This window comes from Undibacterium sp. 5I1 (assembly GCF_034314085.1).
Lineage (GTDB): Bacteria > Pseudomonadota > Gammaproteobacteria > Burkholderiales > Burkholderiaceae_D > Undibacterium.
Window position 1 is genome coordinate 2,784,604 of record NZ_JAVIWI010000001.1, and the last position, 18,086, is coordinate 2,802,689.

At 47.6% G+C, this 18,086-nt stretch carries 14 protein-coding genes; 4 read left to right on the forward strand and 10 right to left on the reverse strand.

Annotation, left to right across the window (positions count from 1 at the left end; genetic code table 11):
- Positions 1–203 precede the first annotated feature (203 nt).
- Positions 204–830, forward strand: a complete 627-nt coding sequence (locus tag RGU72_RS12260; protein WP_322119997.1) for a flavin reductase family protein — start codon at positions 204–206, stop codon at positions 828–830.
- Between the two features lie 254 nt (positions 831–1,084).
- Here the strand turns inward: RGU72_RS12260 and RGU72_RS12265 are convergent, their stop codons facing one another.
- Entirely contained in the window at positions 1,085–1,645 is a 561-nt protein-coding gene (locus tag RGU72_RS12265) for a hypothetical protein (RefSeq protein ID WP_322119998.1), read from the reverse strand.
- Positions 1,646–1,770: 125 nt separating this feature from the next.
- Here RGU72_RS12265 and RGU72_RS12270 point away from each other — a divergent pair, with 125 nt between their 5' ends.
- Complete coding sequence (locus RGU72_RS12270) at positions 1,771–2,511, forward strand: ribonuclease HI family protein (RefSeq protein WP_322119999.1); 741 nt, start codon at positions 1,771–1,773, stop codon at positions 2,509–2,511.
- A gap of 41 nt (positions 2,512–2,552) precedes the next feature.
- Here RGU72_RS12270 and lnt read toward each other — a convergent pair whose 3' ends face one another.
- The 3 genes from lnt to RGU72_RS12285 all read right to left on the reverse strand — a co-directional run bounded on the left by lnt (position 2,553) and on the right by RGU72_RS12285 (position 6,231).
- Positions 2,553–4,088, reverse strand: coding sequence for an apolipoprotein N-acyltransferase (gene lnt, locus RGU72_RS12275; protein WP_322120000.1), 1,536 nt, complete (start codon positions 4,086–4,088; stop codon positions 2,553–2,555).
- Positions 4,089–4,163: 75 nt separating this feature from the next.
- A complete protein-coding gene (locus RGU72_RS12280) occupies positions 4,164–5,045 on the reverse strand; it encodes an HlyC/CorC family transporter (protein ID WP_322120001.1) in 882 nt (293 codons plus the stop codon).
- A gap of 139 nt (positions 5,046–5,184) precedes the next feature.
- The gene (locus RGU72_RS12285) at positions 5,185–6,231 is read right to left on the reverse strand and encodes a LacI family DNA-binding transcriptional regulator (protein ID WP_322120002.1); all 1,047 of its coding nucleotides are present in this window, start codon (positions 6,229–6,231) and stop codon (positions 5,185–5,187) included.
- 330 nt (positions 6,232–6,561) lie between these two features.
- Here RGU72_RS12285 and RGU72_RS12290 point away from each other — a divergent pair, with 330 nt between their 5' ends.
- Positions 6,562–7,917 carry a GH1 family beta-glucosidase gene (locus tag RGU72_RS12290; RefSeq protein ID WP_322120003.1) on the forward strand — a complete coding sequence of 452 codons (1,356 nt, stop codon included), beginning with the start codon at positions 6,562–6,564 and terminating at the stop codon, positions 7,915–7,917.
- 152 nt (positions 7,918–8,069) lie between these two features.
- On the opposite strand, the gene RGU72_RS12295 is transcribed toward RGU72_RS12290, so the two are convergent.
- Complete coding sequence (locus tag RGU72_RS12295; protein WP_322120004.1) at positions 8,070–9,272, reverse strand: cation:proton antiporter; 1,203 nt, start codon at positions 9,270–9,272, stop codon at positions 8,070–8,072.
- A gap of 601 nt (positions 9,273–9,873) precedes the next feature.
- Complete coding sequence (locus RGU72_RS12300; protein WP_322120005.1) at positions 9,874–12,279, reverse strand: TonB-dependent receptor; 2,406 nt, start codon at positions 12,277–12,279, stop codon at positions 9,874–9,876.
- A gap of 237 nt (positions 12,280–12,516) precedes the next feature.
- Here RGU72_RS12300 and RGU72_RS12305 point away from each other — a divergent pair, with 237 nt between their 5' ends.
- Complete coding sequence (locus RGU72_RS12305; RefSeq protein ID WP_322120006.1) at positions 12,517–14,097, forward strand: tryptophan halogenase family protein; 1,581 nt, start codon at positions 12,517–12,519, stop codon at positions 14,095–14,097.
- Positions 14,098–14,661: 564 nt separating this feature from the next.
- On the opposite strand, the gene RGU72_RS12310 is transcribed toward RGU72_RS12305, so the two are convergent.
- From RGU72_RS12310 to RGU72_RS12325, 4 genes are all read right to left on the reverse strand, one after another.
- Positions 14,662–15,681: an alpha/beta hydrolase gene (locus tag RGU72_RS12310; protein WP_322120007.1), complete on the reverse strand. Its 1,020-nt coding sequence runs from the start codon at positions 15,679–15,681 to the stop codon at positions 14,662–14,664.
- Positions 15,682–16,096: 415 nt separating this feature from the next.
- Complete coding sequence (locus RGU72_RS12315; RefSeq protein WP_322120008.1) at positions 16,097–16,564, reverse strand: MarR family transcriptional regulator; 468 nt, start codon at positions 16,562–16,564, stop codon at positions 16,097–16,099.
- A 258-nt stretch (positions 16,565–16,822) separates the two neighbouring features.
- Entirely contained in the window at positions 16,823–17,233 is a 411-nt protein-coding gene (locus RGU72_RS12320) for a cupin domain-containing protein (RefSeq protein ID WP_322120009.1), read from the reverse strand.
- A gap of 389 nt (positions 17,234–17,622) precedes the next feature.
- On the reverse strand, positions 17,623–18,039 hold the full coding sequence (locus tag RGU72_RS12325; RefSeq protein WP_322120010.1) for a BLUF domain-containing protein: 417 nt from the start codon (positions 18,037–18,039) through the stop codon (positions 17,623–17,625).
- Positions 18,040–18,086 lie beyond the last annotated feature (47 nt).

Consider the following 18,086-nt stretch of genomic DNA (forward strand, 5'->3'; position numbering starts at 1 on the left):
CAGAAAATAGTATTAGGACGAATTGAATAAAGATATACCCTATGCAGTATATTTTGATTGTCCATAGAAAAATTGGACGTCTACGGTTTTTTATCAAAAAAGTAGGGGAGTATATCTAATCACGCCTCTTACAAAGCAGGCAGTCATCAAACGACTTACCGCATTCTCGCTGTACAAATTGAATAGCAAATTAAAGGAATTCCATGCTGATCGACTTTTCATCTATAGCACCAAGACTCGCTTATTTTTGGATGGGCTCTACCATTACGCCGCGTCCGGTTGCATGGGTTTCTTCTAAAGGGAAAAATGGCCTGACGAATCTCGCGCCGTTTAGTTTTTTTCAGATGATTACGGCATCGCCGCCGACCTTGATGATTTCACCTTTGGTCAATAGCGACGGCAGTATGAAAGACACCGTACGCAATATTCAGGAGACTGGCGAATTTGTCGTCAACCTGGTGTCATTCCCCATGGTGCAATTGATGAACGAAACCTCATTTGGTTACGACGCAGAAACCAGTGAGTTTGAACAATGCAATGTGAAGTCATTGCCGTCACAATTTATTGGCGTACCCAGAGTGGACGGCGCGCCGGTCAGTTTTGAATGCAGACTGGCAAAGCTGATGCCCTACCCAGAACATGCGCCAACTTGCTATGTGGTCTTTGGTGAAGTCGTCGCAGCACATGTGGATGACAGTATTGTCACCGCAGATGGCCAAATTGATCCGGTCAAATTAGACCTGGTGTCGCGCATGGGTGCGGACTGGTATGGCAGGACGAACGCGACAGAAAATTTTACGCTGGCACGCCCGGCTGGCTGGGCCAAATAAAAACCTAAGGAATAATCCTAGAAACGGCAGTTGACCGCTTGTCAGTGTAAATAAGTTGTTGATTAAATTGACTCACGTCCGTGTTTTCACCATCACCGTTTTGGTGAGAACGCTACGAATCTGATCGCACACTTTTTCGGCTCCCCAGCTGCGTTGCTCCTCGTTGCAACGTGAAGCTTGCGCCTCGTCTCGCCTTGCTGGGAAACCGAAAAAATGCACACTCAGACTCGTCCAACTGCCGTTTCTAGGATAATTCAGTTTGGTGCACGGGTAGAAATGGATGTCACCAACGCGCCAAAGAATAATTCATCGATTTTGAAAGCCTCTTTAATCCGCTGCTGCCCTTCTTTATCATTGGGTAATTGCAGCACGACGGTTAAGTATTTTGGCTGAGTTGTGGGTTCCGATGGACTGGATAATTGAGGCGAGCTGACCTTGGCAGATTGGCTTGATGCAAAACTGCCTGGCGCCGTCATCTCTGCAATGACGTCCTCTTTATCTTGCACATCTTCTAATAACAAGCTCAGAGCATGTTCAATCTCTGAGATAGAAACGACCACAGTCGTATGCGGCTCTGGCCATTTTTTGTAGCCGCCGCTACCGATCGCGGATCCACCAGTACAGACATACTCTGTCTCAGAAATTTTCTCGTAATGAAACGGTGCCCAGCCTGCACTATCAGAGCCAGCATCAGCATCAGCGCTATGTTTTCGCACTGCTGCCATTTCTATCGCTTGTCCATAAGTGCCTGCATTGGCAATCATGCCGACGGGTAGAAAAGCGGCGCTATCGTTGGTGTTTTCTTTGTAGGTCATTATGTGCTCCAAAATTCTTTTTTAAGTACGCATCTTACAAATGATGGCACACTTGCTAAGTATGGTGACTACTATATTCATGGTGCCAAACTAAGCCAATTTTCAAAACAAATAAATCTCGCAATATGCCTACACATGATCAACTTCTTGCTATTGCGTTTAAAGCAGAACTGGCAAAAAGCCAGCGCTTAGCAAAAGCCAACTTCGCTGAATCAAAAAGTCTGGAACAGGCGCAAGAGCACGCTTTAGAAAAAATCCTGTTCAACATTGCAGGTGAAAAAGGCTTAGAAAATCTCATCGCTGCACGATTATTAGAGCAGGAAAAAATTCGTGCTCGCCATATCGTACGTCAACAACTACAGGCTGAAAAATTAGCCCAACACAAGAAAAGTAATGCGCAAAGTAATAAGCAAAGCAACTGCGCTGTCAACGGACTGGGTGCTGACACCTGGCAGGCCTATTTTGATGGTTCAGCACATCCCAATCCGGGCAAAATTGGTATCGGTGGCGTCGTAGTCAGCCCATCAGGAATAAAGATAGAAATCAGCCGGGCGATGGGCTACGGTGATAGTAACGAGGCAGAGTTCTATGCGCTAAACGCAGTATTAGCATGCGCGTTAGAACAGCGCCCTGCCAAACTTGTTGTGTTTGGAGACAGCCGCACGGTGATAGACAGCGTCAACGCCGACCACACCCACAGCAAGAAAAACATCGTGCACTTGCCTGCATGTTCAACACTGCAAGAGCAGTGCGAACAAGCCAAGCAACTGATAGCGAAATTTACTGATATTCGTTTGATCTGGATTCCCCGCAAAAAAAATGCAGAAGCCGATGCGCTGTCACAAAACGCAGTGACACTATTTTAAAGGTCGCGGCTATGGAATAAGGAATTGAATTCAAACTCAAATCAGAATTGCGCTTTTTTCCGTGACATAAAATACGCCGCCAGTAGACTCAAGATGATGAGAGCAAGAATACCTGCATTGCCCCAACGCACATACGGCGTCAGGCCGCTGGTACCTTGTACTTTGGCACGCAAGATGTCTTTGGTTAAAGGCTTTAACTGAGCAGTCACAATCCCCTGTGCATCAATCACCGCCGTGGCACCGGTGTTGGTAGAACGCAGCATGGGCCGCCCGGTTTCTAGCACCCGCATTTGCGATATCTGCAAATGCTGCGGGATAGAAATCGAATCACCGTACCAGGCAATATTAGATACATTTAATAATATGGATGGGCTATGCGACGCTGCTGACAATTGGTGTGCGATTTCCTCACCAAACAAATCTTCATAACAAATATTGGGCAACACCCATTGATCTTTTACCTGCATGGCTTCTTGCAAAACATTGCCAGCAAAAAAATCACCCAGCGGAATCTGCATCAGATTCACAAACCATTTAAAACCAAACGGAACAAATTCACCAAACGGCACCAGATGATGTTTGTCATAACGATAGCCGCGTACCGCATGCTGGCGCGACAAGCCTAAAACGCTATTGGTGTATTTATCGCCGCCGTCATAGACCCCCAAACCAATCACCAGATGACTGTCAGTGTTTTGTGTAAAAGCATTTAACGTCGGCAAATAATCCGGTGGTAATTGGCTAGACAATACCGGTAAGGCGGTCTCTGGTGTCGCTACCAAATCGGCTGGCGCAGTCAATATCATGTCGTGATACAAGCGCAGCGAATCATTCACATGTTCCGGATCAAATTTGATATCTTGCGCTACATTACCTTGTAATAAACTGACGCTGATCTGGTTACCGGATGGCTGCGTCCATGCCACGACTCGCAGACCGATGCCGACTAAAAATAGGCAGGCAACGCCAGCAAGCAATACAGGCCACCAGGATTTTTTAAGCATAAATAAAACCACGGCGCCTGCGATTAAAGCATTCAACCATCCCAATCCATACACGCCCAAGACGGCAGCATAGCCAGCCAAGGGGCTCGCGGTATGTGCGTAGCCCGACACCAGCCACGGGAAGCCGGTAAATATCCAGCCGCGTAGCAACTCCGACAAACTCCAAAGCGATGGCAGCACGAATAGCAAGGATGCGACCAATGATAGCTGCCAACGCTTGCGTAGGTAATGAGCCAGCGACAAGGCCAGACCGGCGTACAAAGCCAAATAAGCGGCAAACAAAGCGACTGCCGCCAATGCCAGCAACCACGGCATACCGCCCGCATCAGTCATCGCCACCATCAACCAGCGCACACCCCAAAACATCCAGGAAAAACTATATGCCCAACCCAGCATCCACTGGCGTCGCAAAGTCCATGTACTGGCGGAATAGCTCAAACAAAAAATCATTGAGAGACTGATGATCTGAAGTGGCCACAAATGATAGGGAGCAAAAGAGAATACGTTCAAACCACCTGCCAGCAAAGCCAGCAAGATGGATGAACGAAATGGAGGGGAATGAAATGAAAACAAGATCAGAGAATCTGCAAATGAGTACGAGCTGGGCGACAGAAAACAATTCTATGGATCCAACGATGAACGATGGATTCAATCATCATCAGTCTGCACCAAAGACCGTTTTTCGACTAACAACATCTGCACCTGACGGGCATCGGCGCGCAAGACTTCAAAATGCAGATTGCCAATATTAAATTCTTCGCCCTTATGCGGCACGCGCTCCAGATGATTGGTGACCAAGCCGCCGATGGTATCGACTACTTTGTCTGAAAAATCGGTACCCAGCGCGGTATTAAACTGTTCAATCTCGGTCAAGCCTTTCACACGCCAGCGCACGCCGTCGCCGTTATTATCGAGGACGATGATATTGTCTTCTTCTTCATTGAAGTCATACTCGTCTTCAATATCGCCGACAATTTGCTCCAGCACATCCTCAATCGTAATCAGACCTGCAACGCCACCGTATTCATCCACCACCATTGCCATGTGATTGCGATTAGCGCGAAAATCCCGCAACAAAATATTCAGGCGCTTGGATTCCGGGATATACACCACCGGACGCAACATCACCCGGACATCAAAAGACTCTTCTGCGTAGTACCGCAACAAATCTTTTGCCAATAGCACACCAACCACTTTATCTCTATCGCCTTCCACCGCAGGGAAGCGGGAATGCGCCGTCGATAAGACTTCGGGCATCCATTCTGCTATCGGTTTAGAAATATCAATCACGTCCATCTGGGAACGCGGCACCATGATGTCGCGTGCAGCTAGATCAGACACCTGGAACACACCTTCGATCATTGCCAGTGCATCGGCATCAATCAGATTACGTTCTTGCGCGTCATGCAGAACTTCCAGCAATTCAGCGCGGTTCTCAGGTTCGGGGGAAATCAGTGCGGTCAAACGTTCAAATAATGACCTGTGGGGTTTAACGTCAGATGGTCTGACGCTACTAGAGTGCTCTTGCATAGTGGGCTTAAAGCCGTTGTTTCAATACTATAGGATACAGCAAATATAGATCAGTCCCAAACTTCGATGCCAGTTCAGACCAAATTTAAGCCTGATTTTTAGCTCTTTTTTGTATCAAGAATATCATAAAGTAGCGACATCATCTGAAGCGACGTGTAGTTTCTCTGACAATCAATTCCAACTTGGGCAGCTCTACATCCACTTTTTTACCACTGATCAGCCCGAGTAAAGTGGTCGTTGCCAGTAATCCCATGTCATACAAAGGCTGATGTATCGTCGTCAACGGCGGTGTAGTGTAAAGCGAGCCGGGCAAATCATCGAAGCCGATCAGGGAGATATCATCCGGCACCCGTATCCCTTTGCGGTACAAGCTAAGCCGTACACCATAGGCAATCTGGTCATTCGCGGCGAACACAGCGCTAAACTGCTGCTGAGTATCAAACAGACGATTGACTGCCACTAAACCGCTGGCCTCATGGAAATCGCCTTCAACCACCAGGTTCGCATCAAATTCCAGATTGGCGCTTTTGAGTGCGCGCTGGTATCCGAGCAACCGTTCGCTGGCATCAGAGTTATCGGCAGGGCCAGTGACGAAGGCAATGCGGCGATGTCCTAACTCAATTAAATGGCGCACAGCAAGGTAGGCACCGTTTTCATTGTCTAGCTTAAATCCAATCGCCGTCTCGCTTTGCAATGCGCGCCCCGTCGCGACGATGGGCTTTTGATGTGAAAAATGCAGCACATCTTTATCCGCAATATGCCCTGACAGCAAAATAATCCCATCCACTTTGCGCGCCAGCAATAACTTAATCCGGGCTGCCTCTTCTTGCGCATCCCAATGCCCACTGACGATCACGGAGGCATAACCAGTTCCTTTTAAACCATCATCAACACCGCGTAAGGTCTCATCAAAAAACGGACTGGAAATATCTTGTACGACGATACCGATCGTCATCGAGCGACCGCTTTTAAGGCTTTGTGCCAGTTGGTTTGGCTCAAAGTGCATCTGCTCAATGGCGGTTTCTACTGCTTTACGTTTATCTGCAGAGACTTTGGCAGTGCCATTCAGAATCCGTGACACCGTGCTGGGCGAAACGCCCGCCTGACGCGCCACATCCATCAAAGTCACGGGATTATTGCTTGAAGCATTGTTATCCGAATCGGTATTGATTTGTTTCTCGACCACGTGTGCCTTCTCAACTATGCGAATTGACGATGAATTAACGATGAATTAATGATGAATATCTAGGTAAGCCTGTGAAAAGCTTTTCGTAGCGAGAATAACATGGATTATTCAAGGTTTTATGAATTGATCAACTCATCACAAATAAAACCATCTTCCCCATCCGTTCCCCTCTGACCGCAGCTTCAAGATGAAAGCTTTCACTGCAGTTCAGCGCCCTCCAAAAAACGCAATGAAAATAAAGATTGTTGATTGACAGGCGATATCCTCAATGTTAAATTCTAAGCACTCGTGAAAACGATTTCAAACAAAAGAAATAGATGAGACCCACACATGCAAAATCACGACTCAGCAACAGAATTTTCTCCCGCATTTACCTGGGGTGTGGCAACCAGCGCCTACCAAATTGAAGGTGCTGCCGCCGTTGACGGACGCGGGCCCTCTATCTGGGACACCTTTACCCATACACCGGGCAAGATCATCGATGGCAGTACCGGCGACGTCGCTTGTGACCATTATCATCGCTATGCCGAAGACATCGACATCATCGCCTCGCTCAATGTCAGCGCATATCGCTTCTCTATCTCTTGGTCACGTGTGCAGCCTTTGGGCTATGGCGCATGGAATGAAAAAGGCTTTGAGTTTTATTCCAATCTGATCGCCAGACTGGCCGAGAAAAATATTCTGGCGCATGTGACTTTGTATCACTGGGATTTACCGCAAGGTTTGCAAGATCAGGGCGGCTGGCTCCGTCGTGACACCCCTGCCCGTTTTGCTGACTATGCGGCAGAAGTAGCGCGTCGCTTTGGCAACCGGGTAGCCACCATCGCTACTCATAATGAACCTTGGTGTACTGCTAATCTGGGTTTTGGTAATGGGCAGTTTGCGCCCGGCATTGCAGATACCGCTACATCAATTCAGGTTTCTCATCACCTATTGTTATCGCATGGATGGGCGATGAAAGCGATGCGTCAAGCTCTGCAAAAGATCGGTAGTTCCGCAAAATTAGGTATCGTTTTAAACCAATGGACGGCCATGCCAGCAACCGGCTCAGCCGCCGATATAGCCGAGGCAGAATGGGAATACGCTCGCTCGGTGCAATGGTTTATGGATCCGATTTTTAAAGGTCGGTACCCGCAAAAAGCGCTTGATCGCATGGACATGAGCAAGTTTGACGTGCACGCTAATGACATGGCAGACATTCAGCAAGCCATCGATTTTTTAGGTGTCAATTATTATTTCCGTTCTTTTATCAGTACGGATAATCCGCCTAAAAAACCGGAAGGAAAATTAGGTTTTACCGACATGGGATGGGAAATTTATCCTGATGGTCTGACTGACTTGCTATTACAACTAAACGAAGAATATAAAGACTTACCACCAATTTATATTACTGAAAACGGGATGGCCGTTGCTGATCAAATAGTTGATGGGAAAATTCATGACCAAGCACGCATAGACTACGTTCGCTTGCATCTGAACGCCTTGCAAAAAGCGATAGCGCAAGGTGTCAATGTCCAAGGGTATTTTTACTGGAGTTTGCTGGATAACTTTGAGTGGAACTCCGGCTACGCCAAGCGTTTTGGCTTGGTGTATGTAGACTACGACACACAAGAGCGAACGCTCAAAGACAGCGCACTTTGGTATCGCGATTTTGTAGGGACTCAGCGTTTATCCCGAGCTGAATAAAGTCTAGCGGCCGGTGAAAAAATCTTCGCTAAACGCTTAGTTTTAAAAAATTAAATAGGCAAAGAAAAACTAATTTCTTTGCCTATTTTTATGATGTATATGTTCAACCGTATTTGGATAAAGTCATACAGATATTGACGCTATCAATTTCATTACGTTACCCGAAAAATCAATGCCTTCATTTTTTGCAGTTGAGGCGCCACCATCGGTACCGTCAGCATAGTACTGGCAACAGCCATCATCAACAGCGCGGTGAACGTTTCGCTGGTAATGATTTGTTTATCCAGTAATACATTCGCAAAAATAATCATAATCAGCGCTTTGGTTTGCAATAACCAGCCTATGATCGATGCCTCACCTTTTTCCCATTGAAGGATTTTTCCGGCAATGTGAATGCCTGCCAGCTTGCCCGTTACCGATGCCAGCAGCAATAAGCCTGCTGCGATAAATACGGTCGTTCCACCGAGCTGCCAGTTAGTCCGTAAGCCGGTACTCAAGAAAAATACCGGCATCATAATCATCAATACAAAATGACGCAGCTTATCCATGTCGGCCTGATCAAACCAGTCACTATCCATCACCATGCCCGCCAAAAACGCGCCGACCATAAAATGCAAACCAGACCAGTCGGCAAAATAAGCACACACCGCCAGCCAGATAAAGGCAACATACCAGCGATCACTCTCTGGTAGCTTGCGCATCAAACGGCGGAATAGATAGCTCGCCAACGCAAATCCAGCTAAAAATAAAACTTGCCGCCCGACTCTCGTCCAGTCCAACAAAATCAATGCCAGCACGCCCCAGATCGCGACATCATCCAGGCTGGCATAACGCAAAATTCGTTGCCCGATGGGCTGTCGTAAGATTGCCAGTTTTTCCATCAGCAAAATCAAAATAGGTAATGCCGTCACTGCGCAAGCCATGCCTATGCCAAGGACAAATTGCCAGGTAGTGGCTTTAGTTCCCATCCAGCCTTGGCTCAGATTGAGTAAACAGACTGCAGCGACACAGCCGAACAATAGCGGCATACCAAGTGCAAGCCCGGAAGTTATCGCGCTCTCTCGTTTGTAACGCCACATTTTTTTAAGATCTAACTCAACGCCAGCAATCATCACAAATACCATCACCGCCCACCAGGCAATTCCGTTCAGCGCAGAGGTCACCTGCGGGTTAAATACAAATTGATAATAGTCGGGGAAAGCTGCACCCAATACGCCTGGCCCCAAGATGATGCCGGTGATGATCTGCACTACGACTAAGGGCGCCCAATAATCAGTTCTGCCCACGCGCCAGATCAGGTAAGGTACGGTAAAAATAATCGCCATTGCGATCAAAAAAATTTCAGTCACGCTCATGATTTTATTATCGTCATATTGGGGGAAGAGCAGCACAAATTACATCGACAACAGAATGAAATATTGGATCAAAGATGGGATCAAAGATGGGATCAAATACTGCTTCAAAATTACGCTTTAAGTTAAAGTCAGTTAAGGGATATTTAGCAGAGTAATTAAATATACTCCCCATTATTTTTTAACAATATGCCTTGTTGTCCAATGATTATATGGACGACTAATATATACATACCATGAGTATATATATCAACATGACATATTTAGATTAAATATTGTTGATTCTTTTGTTAGTAACGCATTGCTTTTTTATGTCATTCCGGCATGGTCTCAGCCGGAATCCCGTGTCGCTATCCTGATAATCAGCATTATCGTTTTCAAGTCAGGGAAATGACTCAACAACCGTCGTTGGATTCCGGCTAAAACCATACCGGAATGACGCCCTGCCCCTTTTGAATATGGATACGACGACAGCACTTTAGTCAGGCGAGTTACTACTACGGAGTTGGGACAATCTCGCGTAAGTTTTAAATAAAAAAACCCTCATCCTTGGTGAAGAACGAGGGCATTGAACTACCAGAGGTAGCAAGACGAACTAAAAAATTTAAAACTCTACGCCAGCGTTAATACCAAAAGTACGTGGTGGCAGATATTGCGATTGCCACACACCGCCAAAGCTATTTTGCGCACTGGTTTTGATGTTGGAATTTTCTACGTTACGAACGAAGGCATCAAAGTACCAAGCCTTGCCTGATGCGTAACGCAAACCCAAATCAGTTCTTGTGTAGGATTTTTGTTTATCGCCATCACCGAGATTAAATACACTAAGCCAGCTTGCGGTCTCGTAATGCATGCTGATGCGCGGCGTCAAGGTAGCACCATTTACCATGTTAAACGTATGTTGATACTGAGCTTGCGCAGAGAACTTAGGCGCATGCGGCATCTCATTACCGGTCACATCTAAACAGTTGCTGATACCCGGGACAGCACAGACAGGCAAAACGTAATCGTTACTGCCGCCGATTAAGTGTCCCAGCTCAGTACGGGTGATTGCAAGAGATAACTGGACTTTATCGGCGGGGGTCAACCTAGCGGCGATTTCAGATTCAAAGCCATAAATCTTGGCGCCATCGGCGTTGGATGTCACTAGAGAATGGCTGCCATCTGGGTTGGTTACTGGCGCGCTGAATTGGAAACCCTTAAAGTTTTCATAGAACAGCGCATTATTCATCTTGACCGTGCCGCCTAAGAAAGTGCTCTTGGAGCCCAGCTCATAATTGGTCAAAGTCTCAGCGCCGTATGGTTTACCACCGTCTTGCAGACCGCCTGATTTATAGCCAGTAGAAATGCTGGCATAGACCATGTTGTTGCGATCAATGTCATAACCAACTCGTGCTAGGGCGGTGGTTTTATTGCCGCTAAAAGTACCATCGTTTTGACTAGGGACACCAAAACCAGAACCAGGCGCCGCTGGATTCACACTTGGGTTCACCGGAATTTGCGGTGCGCCATCATACGCCCAGCCATAACCGCGACCGCCAACGTTAGTACGGTAGTCTGCGGTGTAACGGATACCGCCCGTCAGGTGCAAACTATCGTTCACATTCCAGGTCGCCTGACCAAAAGCAGCTTTCGATTCAACTGTTTCTTTTGGTTGAATAAACGAACCCTGCCAGCCAACCGTGCCTTGTTGCGTACCGTTAAAGATAGGAATATCAAAGCGGATATCGTTGGTTTCTGCGGCGTAGTACAACCCTAATAACCAGTCGACGTCTTTTTTACCGACGGATTGCAATTCGACTTCGTGGCTGTAATTCACATAGTGCGACGATACGGTATTGTCGGCCTGATAGGTCGCACCAGTGTTGAAGCTGGTCGGTACACTGGCACCGCCATCCTGATCAAAGGTCGATGATCCGCTGAAGCGTGAGTACCCTGCAATATAGGCCAAGGACATGCTGTCGCCAATCGCATAATCCAGACGACTGCGGAACGAATCTGTATCGCGGTGGACGGACGGCGCCGTATCAATCAATGCAGACCAAAAATCCTGACCCGGACGCGGAGTTTGCATCAGATTCATGTTTGGCGTACCGCGATCCATGTATTTTTCGTAAGAGACATCCCACTTCAGATTAGGCGTCAGCTTCCACAACAAGCTCAGGCGCGCAGCGGTCTGATCTTGTGCACCGTATTTTTTAGCAGAACCATTTTGAATAAACAAATTGGAATTGATCGGCTGGAACGTGCTCAACGTTCCGCCACCAGCAATATAGGCAGCTTGTTGGCTGGCTAAAGGAGGATTCGGCGCATTCTGATAATCAACATAACCATCATGCTGCTCATGCACTACTGCTACCCGCAAGGCCATCGTGTCGTTGAGTGGAATATTAAAAGCACCGCGCACGCCGAAACGATTGTAGCTGCCAACACCAGTTTCAAAATTGCCTGAATGGTCGCCCAGCACTGGCTTGACCGTCTGCATATTCACTGCACCAACGGAGGAGTTACGCCCCCACAAAGTACCTTGTGGACCGCGCAATACTTCAATCGCATCCAGATCAAACAGCAACGAGGTTGCGCCTTCCGGGCGTGGTGAGTAAATGCCATTCACAAAAGTAGCGACTTCTGGATCGGCGTATTCTGTCTTGGCACTATCGTTACCAACACCGCGCAAGGTCATGGTGATGACACCGTGATCGCCCTGCGTAGTCGCCTGGAAGCCAGGTACCAGATTGACGACATCTTGTATCGTTTGTACATGCGCATCATCGAGTGCAGCAGCGTTGATCGCCGTAATCGCTACCGGCGTGCGCTGCAAGGACGTAGCGCGCTTGGTACCTGTGACAATAACCTCTGCAATCGCAGCAGAATCTGCTGCCGGAGCAACTGGGGCAACGGGCTGCGCAACTTGCGCGTGAGCAGAGTTAATGCCCGCTAGCAAGGTGAGAACAGCTAAATGGATAGGTGAGCCCGAGATTTTTCGGGACGTGGGGGTACGGATTTTCATATGTCTCCTGTGCTAGGTTCATTTCATCTGCATGAATGCGATGATGTTAGAATTATGTTTTGAAACCGATTTCATATTTTGAAACCGATTTCATAATAGCGATTATTTAATATCAAAGTCAATTAAAAAAACCAAATCATTTGTTTTCAATGTGCGATTGTTGCCTTTTGTGATGTTGCTGCTAAACAATTACAAGACTTGATAATTACCTCCACCTTCCAACTCTTAGGCTACGTCATGAACCCGATCAAACAAGTTTTAATCGTAGGCGGCGGTACCGCTGGCTGGTTAACTGCGGCATTTCTCGCCAAATCTGTTGGTGCTACCTCGGGTGAGAGCGTACAAATCACGCTGGTGGAATCCAAAGAAATCGGCATTATCGGCGTCGGCGAAGGCACCTTCCCCTCGATACGCGGCACGCTGGCAGCGATTGGTATTGATGAAGCGCGGTTTGTACGGGAATGCAACGCGACCTTTAAACAAGGTATTAAATTTGTAGATTGGGTACGGCCACAAGGTGCAGCAGGCATCGATCATTATTTTCATCCATTCAGCTTACCCAGCCAGCGTGCTGGCGGTCCCGAATTACTACCCTACTGGTTGCAAGGTGCCGCAGGTGCGGGAGTACCTTTTGCCGAAGCGGCGACCATGCAAAAGCGTGTCGCTGATGCCTCGCATGCACCTAAGCGTATGGACGACGGCGACTTTTTAGGTCCGATGAATTATGCCTATCACTTCGACGCGGGACGCTTTGCCACTCTGCTGTGCGAGCACGGAAAATCGCTGGGAGTAAAACATATCCTGGCCAATGTTGAGCAGGTCGAACTGAACGCTAATGGCGCCATTAGCGCCATCGTCACACAAGAGGCTGGCAGGCTAACAGCCGACCTGTATATCGACTGCACAGGCTTCAGAGCCAGGCTGATCGGCGAGGCTTTAGGCTCACCATTTCATAAGGTAGATGATGTCCTGTTTGCCGATCGCGCGCTGGCAGTGCAAGTGCCTTATCCACAAGCCGATACAGCAATCCCCTCCTATACAATTTCTACCGCCAAAGAGGCAGGCTGGATCTGGGACATCGGCTTACAACAGCGCCGCGGTGTTGGCTATGTGTACTCCAGCCGCCATACCGACGATACCCGAGCAGAACAAGTATTGCGTAACTACATCGGCGCAGGGAACGAGAATTTGACACCAAGATCACTCAAACTCAATGTCGGTTATCGAGAAGCACAGTGGGTAAAAAACTGTGTCGCAGTCGGCTTGTCAGGCGGATTTTTAGAACCTCTGGAGGCCTCAGGCATTGGCCTGGTCGAAACCGCCGCCTATCTGGTCAGTTACCTGTTCCCGTTCAACGGCGACCTGGAGCCCGTCGCTAAATTATTCAATCACCAAATGAAAGAACGCTACGAACGCGTGGTCGATTTTGTCAAAATGCACTACTGCCTGAGCCAGCGCACCGACAGCACATTCTGGACGGATAACACCAATTCCGCATCAATCCCCGACACGCTAAAAGAAAAACTCGCAATGTGGCGCTGTCGCCCGCCCCACCGCCTGGACTTTATCATCGACCTCGAAATGTACCCACCATCCAGCTGGCAATACGTGCTGTATGGAATGGAATTTCAGACCAAACTCAATGCCAACGCAGCCTCTTACCCACGCTTTGAAGAAGCAAAAAAAGAGTTCCAGATGATCGCCCAGATGTCACAACGCGCACTGGCAAACCTGCCACCGCACCGCACACTGATAGGACATTTATGTGAGAAGGATTATATGACTGCGTCGAAAGCGGCGGTGAAGCAAGTAGGTTGATTTAGCTGGTGTGAAAGCGCTACCTGCCAAAGATCGTAGGTGCGATTAGCGCAGCGTAATCGCACGCATGTCGATGTTAGTCAAGATATTGAAAGTAGATTCATGTTGATACGATTGCGCAATCGCAGCTACGTCAGGTATGAAAACACAGAAAATTATTTAATATCTGAAAGTACTTGCGATTACGAATTTATAGAGATGACGGACTGAAACCAACAATTCCTCAGTTTTGACTATCCTGAAAATCGTGTTAATGTTGAGCAAGCGTTGGTGGCGATACACGTACCTGGCTGCATACAGAATTTAGATATTTTACGCCCAAAAATTTCAGAGTCATTATATATACTCCCATAATTTTTATTATAAATCGGCCTTTTGTCCATTAAAAAATTGGACATCTTAAATATACCCGGAAGGAGTATATTTAAAATCCGCTGTGTGAAACGGCTACGCGCCAACCAAATCTCATCACGCAACATCCATCACCTGCCCGTTATTACCGGGCTAGATGATGGATCGGACATCATTTCTCAACAAGCTTATTTCAACTTAGGCACTCACCATTTATTTCAAATTTTGCTTCAGCTCGTCACCGGCTTGTAGCATCGCTGAGCGGACTGCGGGTACTTTACTGAGGACATTGAGAAGGCCAAAATCATGGATCATCCCTTTGTAGCGTACGGTAGTGACAGCAACACCAGCGGCGTCGAGCTTGCGGCCATAAGCTTCGCCTTCATCGCGCAGTACGTCGAACTCGGCGGTCTGGATCAGGGTTGGCGGCAAGCCTTTTAATTGCTCGGTGCTGGCACGTAATGGTGATGCATAGATTTCTTTACGTTTAGCGGCGTCAGTGGTGTAGTTATCCCAGAACCATTTCATCATATTGCGGGTGAGGAAATGACCATCGGCAAATTGCTGGTACGAGCCGTTATCAAAATCAGCATCCGTCACCGGCCATAGCAGCACTTGTGCGCGTAACTTTGGTGCGGCGTTTTCTTTTGCCATCAGGCTGACCACAGTAGCCATATTGCCACCGACGCTATTGCCTGCAACGGCAAGGCGCGTGCCATCGACATTGATCTCTCTACCGTGTTCGGCAACCCATTTGGTCGCGGCATAGGCTTGATTGATGGCGACGCCGTAACCGACTTCTGGCGATGGTGTGTAGTTGACGAAGACTGCTACTGCGCCAGAGTTGGTGACCAGATCACGCACCAAGCGCTCGTGAGTAGGAAAATCGCCCAACACCCAGCCACCGCCGTGGAAGAACATAAATGCTGGTAAAGTTTTTTTGACACCCGCTGGTCGGACGATAGTAAGTTTGAGATCAACGCCGTCGACTTTAATGATCTTCTCGGATACATCAGCCGCTGGCAAAGTTAGTTTGACACCAGCTTGCGCACCGATCAGTACAGCACGGGCATCGGCAACAGATAATTGCTCCAGAGGCTTGCCACCGCCAGCCTCTAGTGCTTGCAGAAATCCTTGGGTCGTCGTCTCGACACCAGGGCTGCCAGCGGCGTAGGCGCTACCGATAGCAAGATTGATCACACTAGCAGCGAGGACAGTTTTTAAGTTAGTCATAGTAATTTCCTTTAAAGTAAATGCAGTGATGGACTGCGCAATGTTTTTAAGTACGATCTCTGGCACCCTTTATATACATCCGGCGGCCAGTCGCCGGTGTAATTTGTCACTAGCTGACGATGCTGCTCAGCCTTCTTTGATTTAAATTTTCAGTAATTAAATAGCGCACTATTTAATTACTTCGATTTCATTTTTATGGCCACGCTTATTTCTCATTGTGTAGCGGGCGATTTTTACTTACTCCCTTTGATTGAATGCTATTACCATTTTTATTTAATACACTATTAAATAGTGCACTATCTAAATAATATTGGAATGGGATTTGAGTTACACCATCAGCGCATCGAGTATTTCTTCCGGTTGATTCTGCGGCACCTCGATCAGCGGATACAACTCATACAGTCGCAACGTGTTACTAAGCAGTCTTCATAATCGATGCCCGCAATGCGAGTATCTGATCCTTTAAATTCTTTACCTCATCGGTAGAACATTCCGTCGCACACAAGACCGATACTGGTAAATCGGCTGCAGCTTTACGCAAATCATTGCCTGCTTTGGTGAGCGAGATAATCACCTGGCGCTCATCACTGGCAGCACGCACACGGGTAAGTAGCTCTTGCGCTTCCATCCGTTTTAGTAAAGGGGTCAACGTCGCCGAATCTAGTACTAACTTCTGACCGATATCATTCACGGTCTGCTCATCCTGCTCCCACAACACCATTAACACCAGATACTGTGAGTAGGTAATACCTAGTTTTTTCAGCAGCTTGCGATATAACTTGCTCATTGCTAGGGACGTTGAGTACAAAGCAAAACACAACTGATCACCGAGTTGAGGTGTCTGGTTAGCGTTGTCAGTGGTGGTAGCGGCTGGCGATTTCATGTTTTGAATAATATATAGCACGCTATTTAATTGCAAGCTATTTTTATCTTTTTCTGAGAAGATGGTGGCGGACGTAAGGACTTTTCATCTAGCTTGCATATTCAAAACTCGCAGATATGCGTCTAAGAATACCAAGATGATTACACATACTCCCTTAATATTTTTAAAAAATAGTCATCTAAACCAGATAACACATGGACACTTTAAATATACATATTAGGAGTATTTGCGATAGACAACAAATGTCGTTCATTACGATTACTTCGGCGCCCCCTCAGGAGCGGGAGTCAATATATCGTCGTCACTGGTCCAGGCGGGTGTGGTAATGGCATAAAACTCCAGTGCCTCACCTTTGCTTGCACGGATAGAGCGCACAACACTGGGCGGGATGATGATGAACGAGCCGGGGCGCACTGCGTGTGCCGTAGTCCCTGTCCAGACCTCGCCATGACCCTTGAGAATAAAGAACGATTCCTCGCCCACTTTGTTGTGACTCCATGCGCTGGCGCGACCCGGTTCCAAGTGGAATAACGCAACGCTACCCTGATCCGTCTTGGCGCCCGGCATCGCACTGCGGCCAGTGAGTTCTTTTAATTGCACTCCCGGCGAAACGGTAATCAATGGGATGTCGTCTGGATGGAAAACGGTTTGGGCATGGGTGCTTGTCATGATCGGAAGTAGCGCAAAGAGTAGGTGGGAAAGTTTCATTGGTGTCGACGGAGACGAATTGGCTGGAGAGTCAAGAATACACGGGAGGGCAGAAGTTCAACAAGCGTAAGGCGAATTTTAGGTGCTAAATCATGTCAAAACTTATCTATTACATCAGAAATCGTAGGTGAGATTAGCGCAGGGCAACTGCACGCGATCGCATACATGTGAACTCCGGTCGAGGCATTGGAAGTGGAAGTCGCCTTCACCCAATGGCAAAAGCTAGACTAAAGGGAAATATCAGAATCCGTAACTTTGCCTGGCATCTCAGTAAATAAATGCGCGATTACTCTTTGCTAATCGCGCCTACGGGTGCTTGTTAAACACCCCTTACTCGGTACTACTCATCACTAACTAAGCCAACGCGCACTGCTCATTACCTCTGTAAAAAACTCTTTGAGCGCATGTGCTGACATGCCGTAGGGATCAAATTCGGCAGTTGGGGAATACTTTAGGAACAAGGCTGTGTTTTCTGTGGTCGATGCAATCAAGCCCATATTCCAGCTTGTAAACTGGCGTTGAGTAATTTCCTCCAGGGACAGGACCTCTGGCTTGGTGTGACGTTTGTCTCGCAAAATGTGGTGGTAAACCGCGTTGACTGCGGAGCGCTCACCTTCCAGGCATTGCAAAAAGATGCCGTTGGATAAATTCAGTGCTCCGGTCACCGCTAGTTTCTGATTGTTGCGGCGGGAACTTGCCAAAATATCTTTTACATCTGCGGGGCCAAGGTTAACTGCGCGGCTCGCGTAAATCAGACGAATCATCATAATCAGACACTTTCAAAAATATAGTAAGAACACAAAAAATAAGCTTT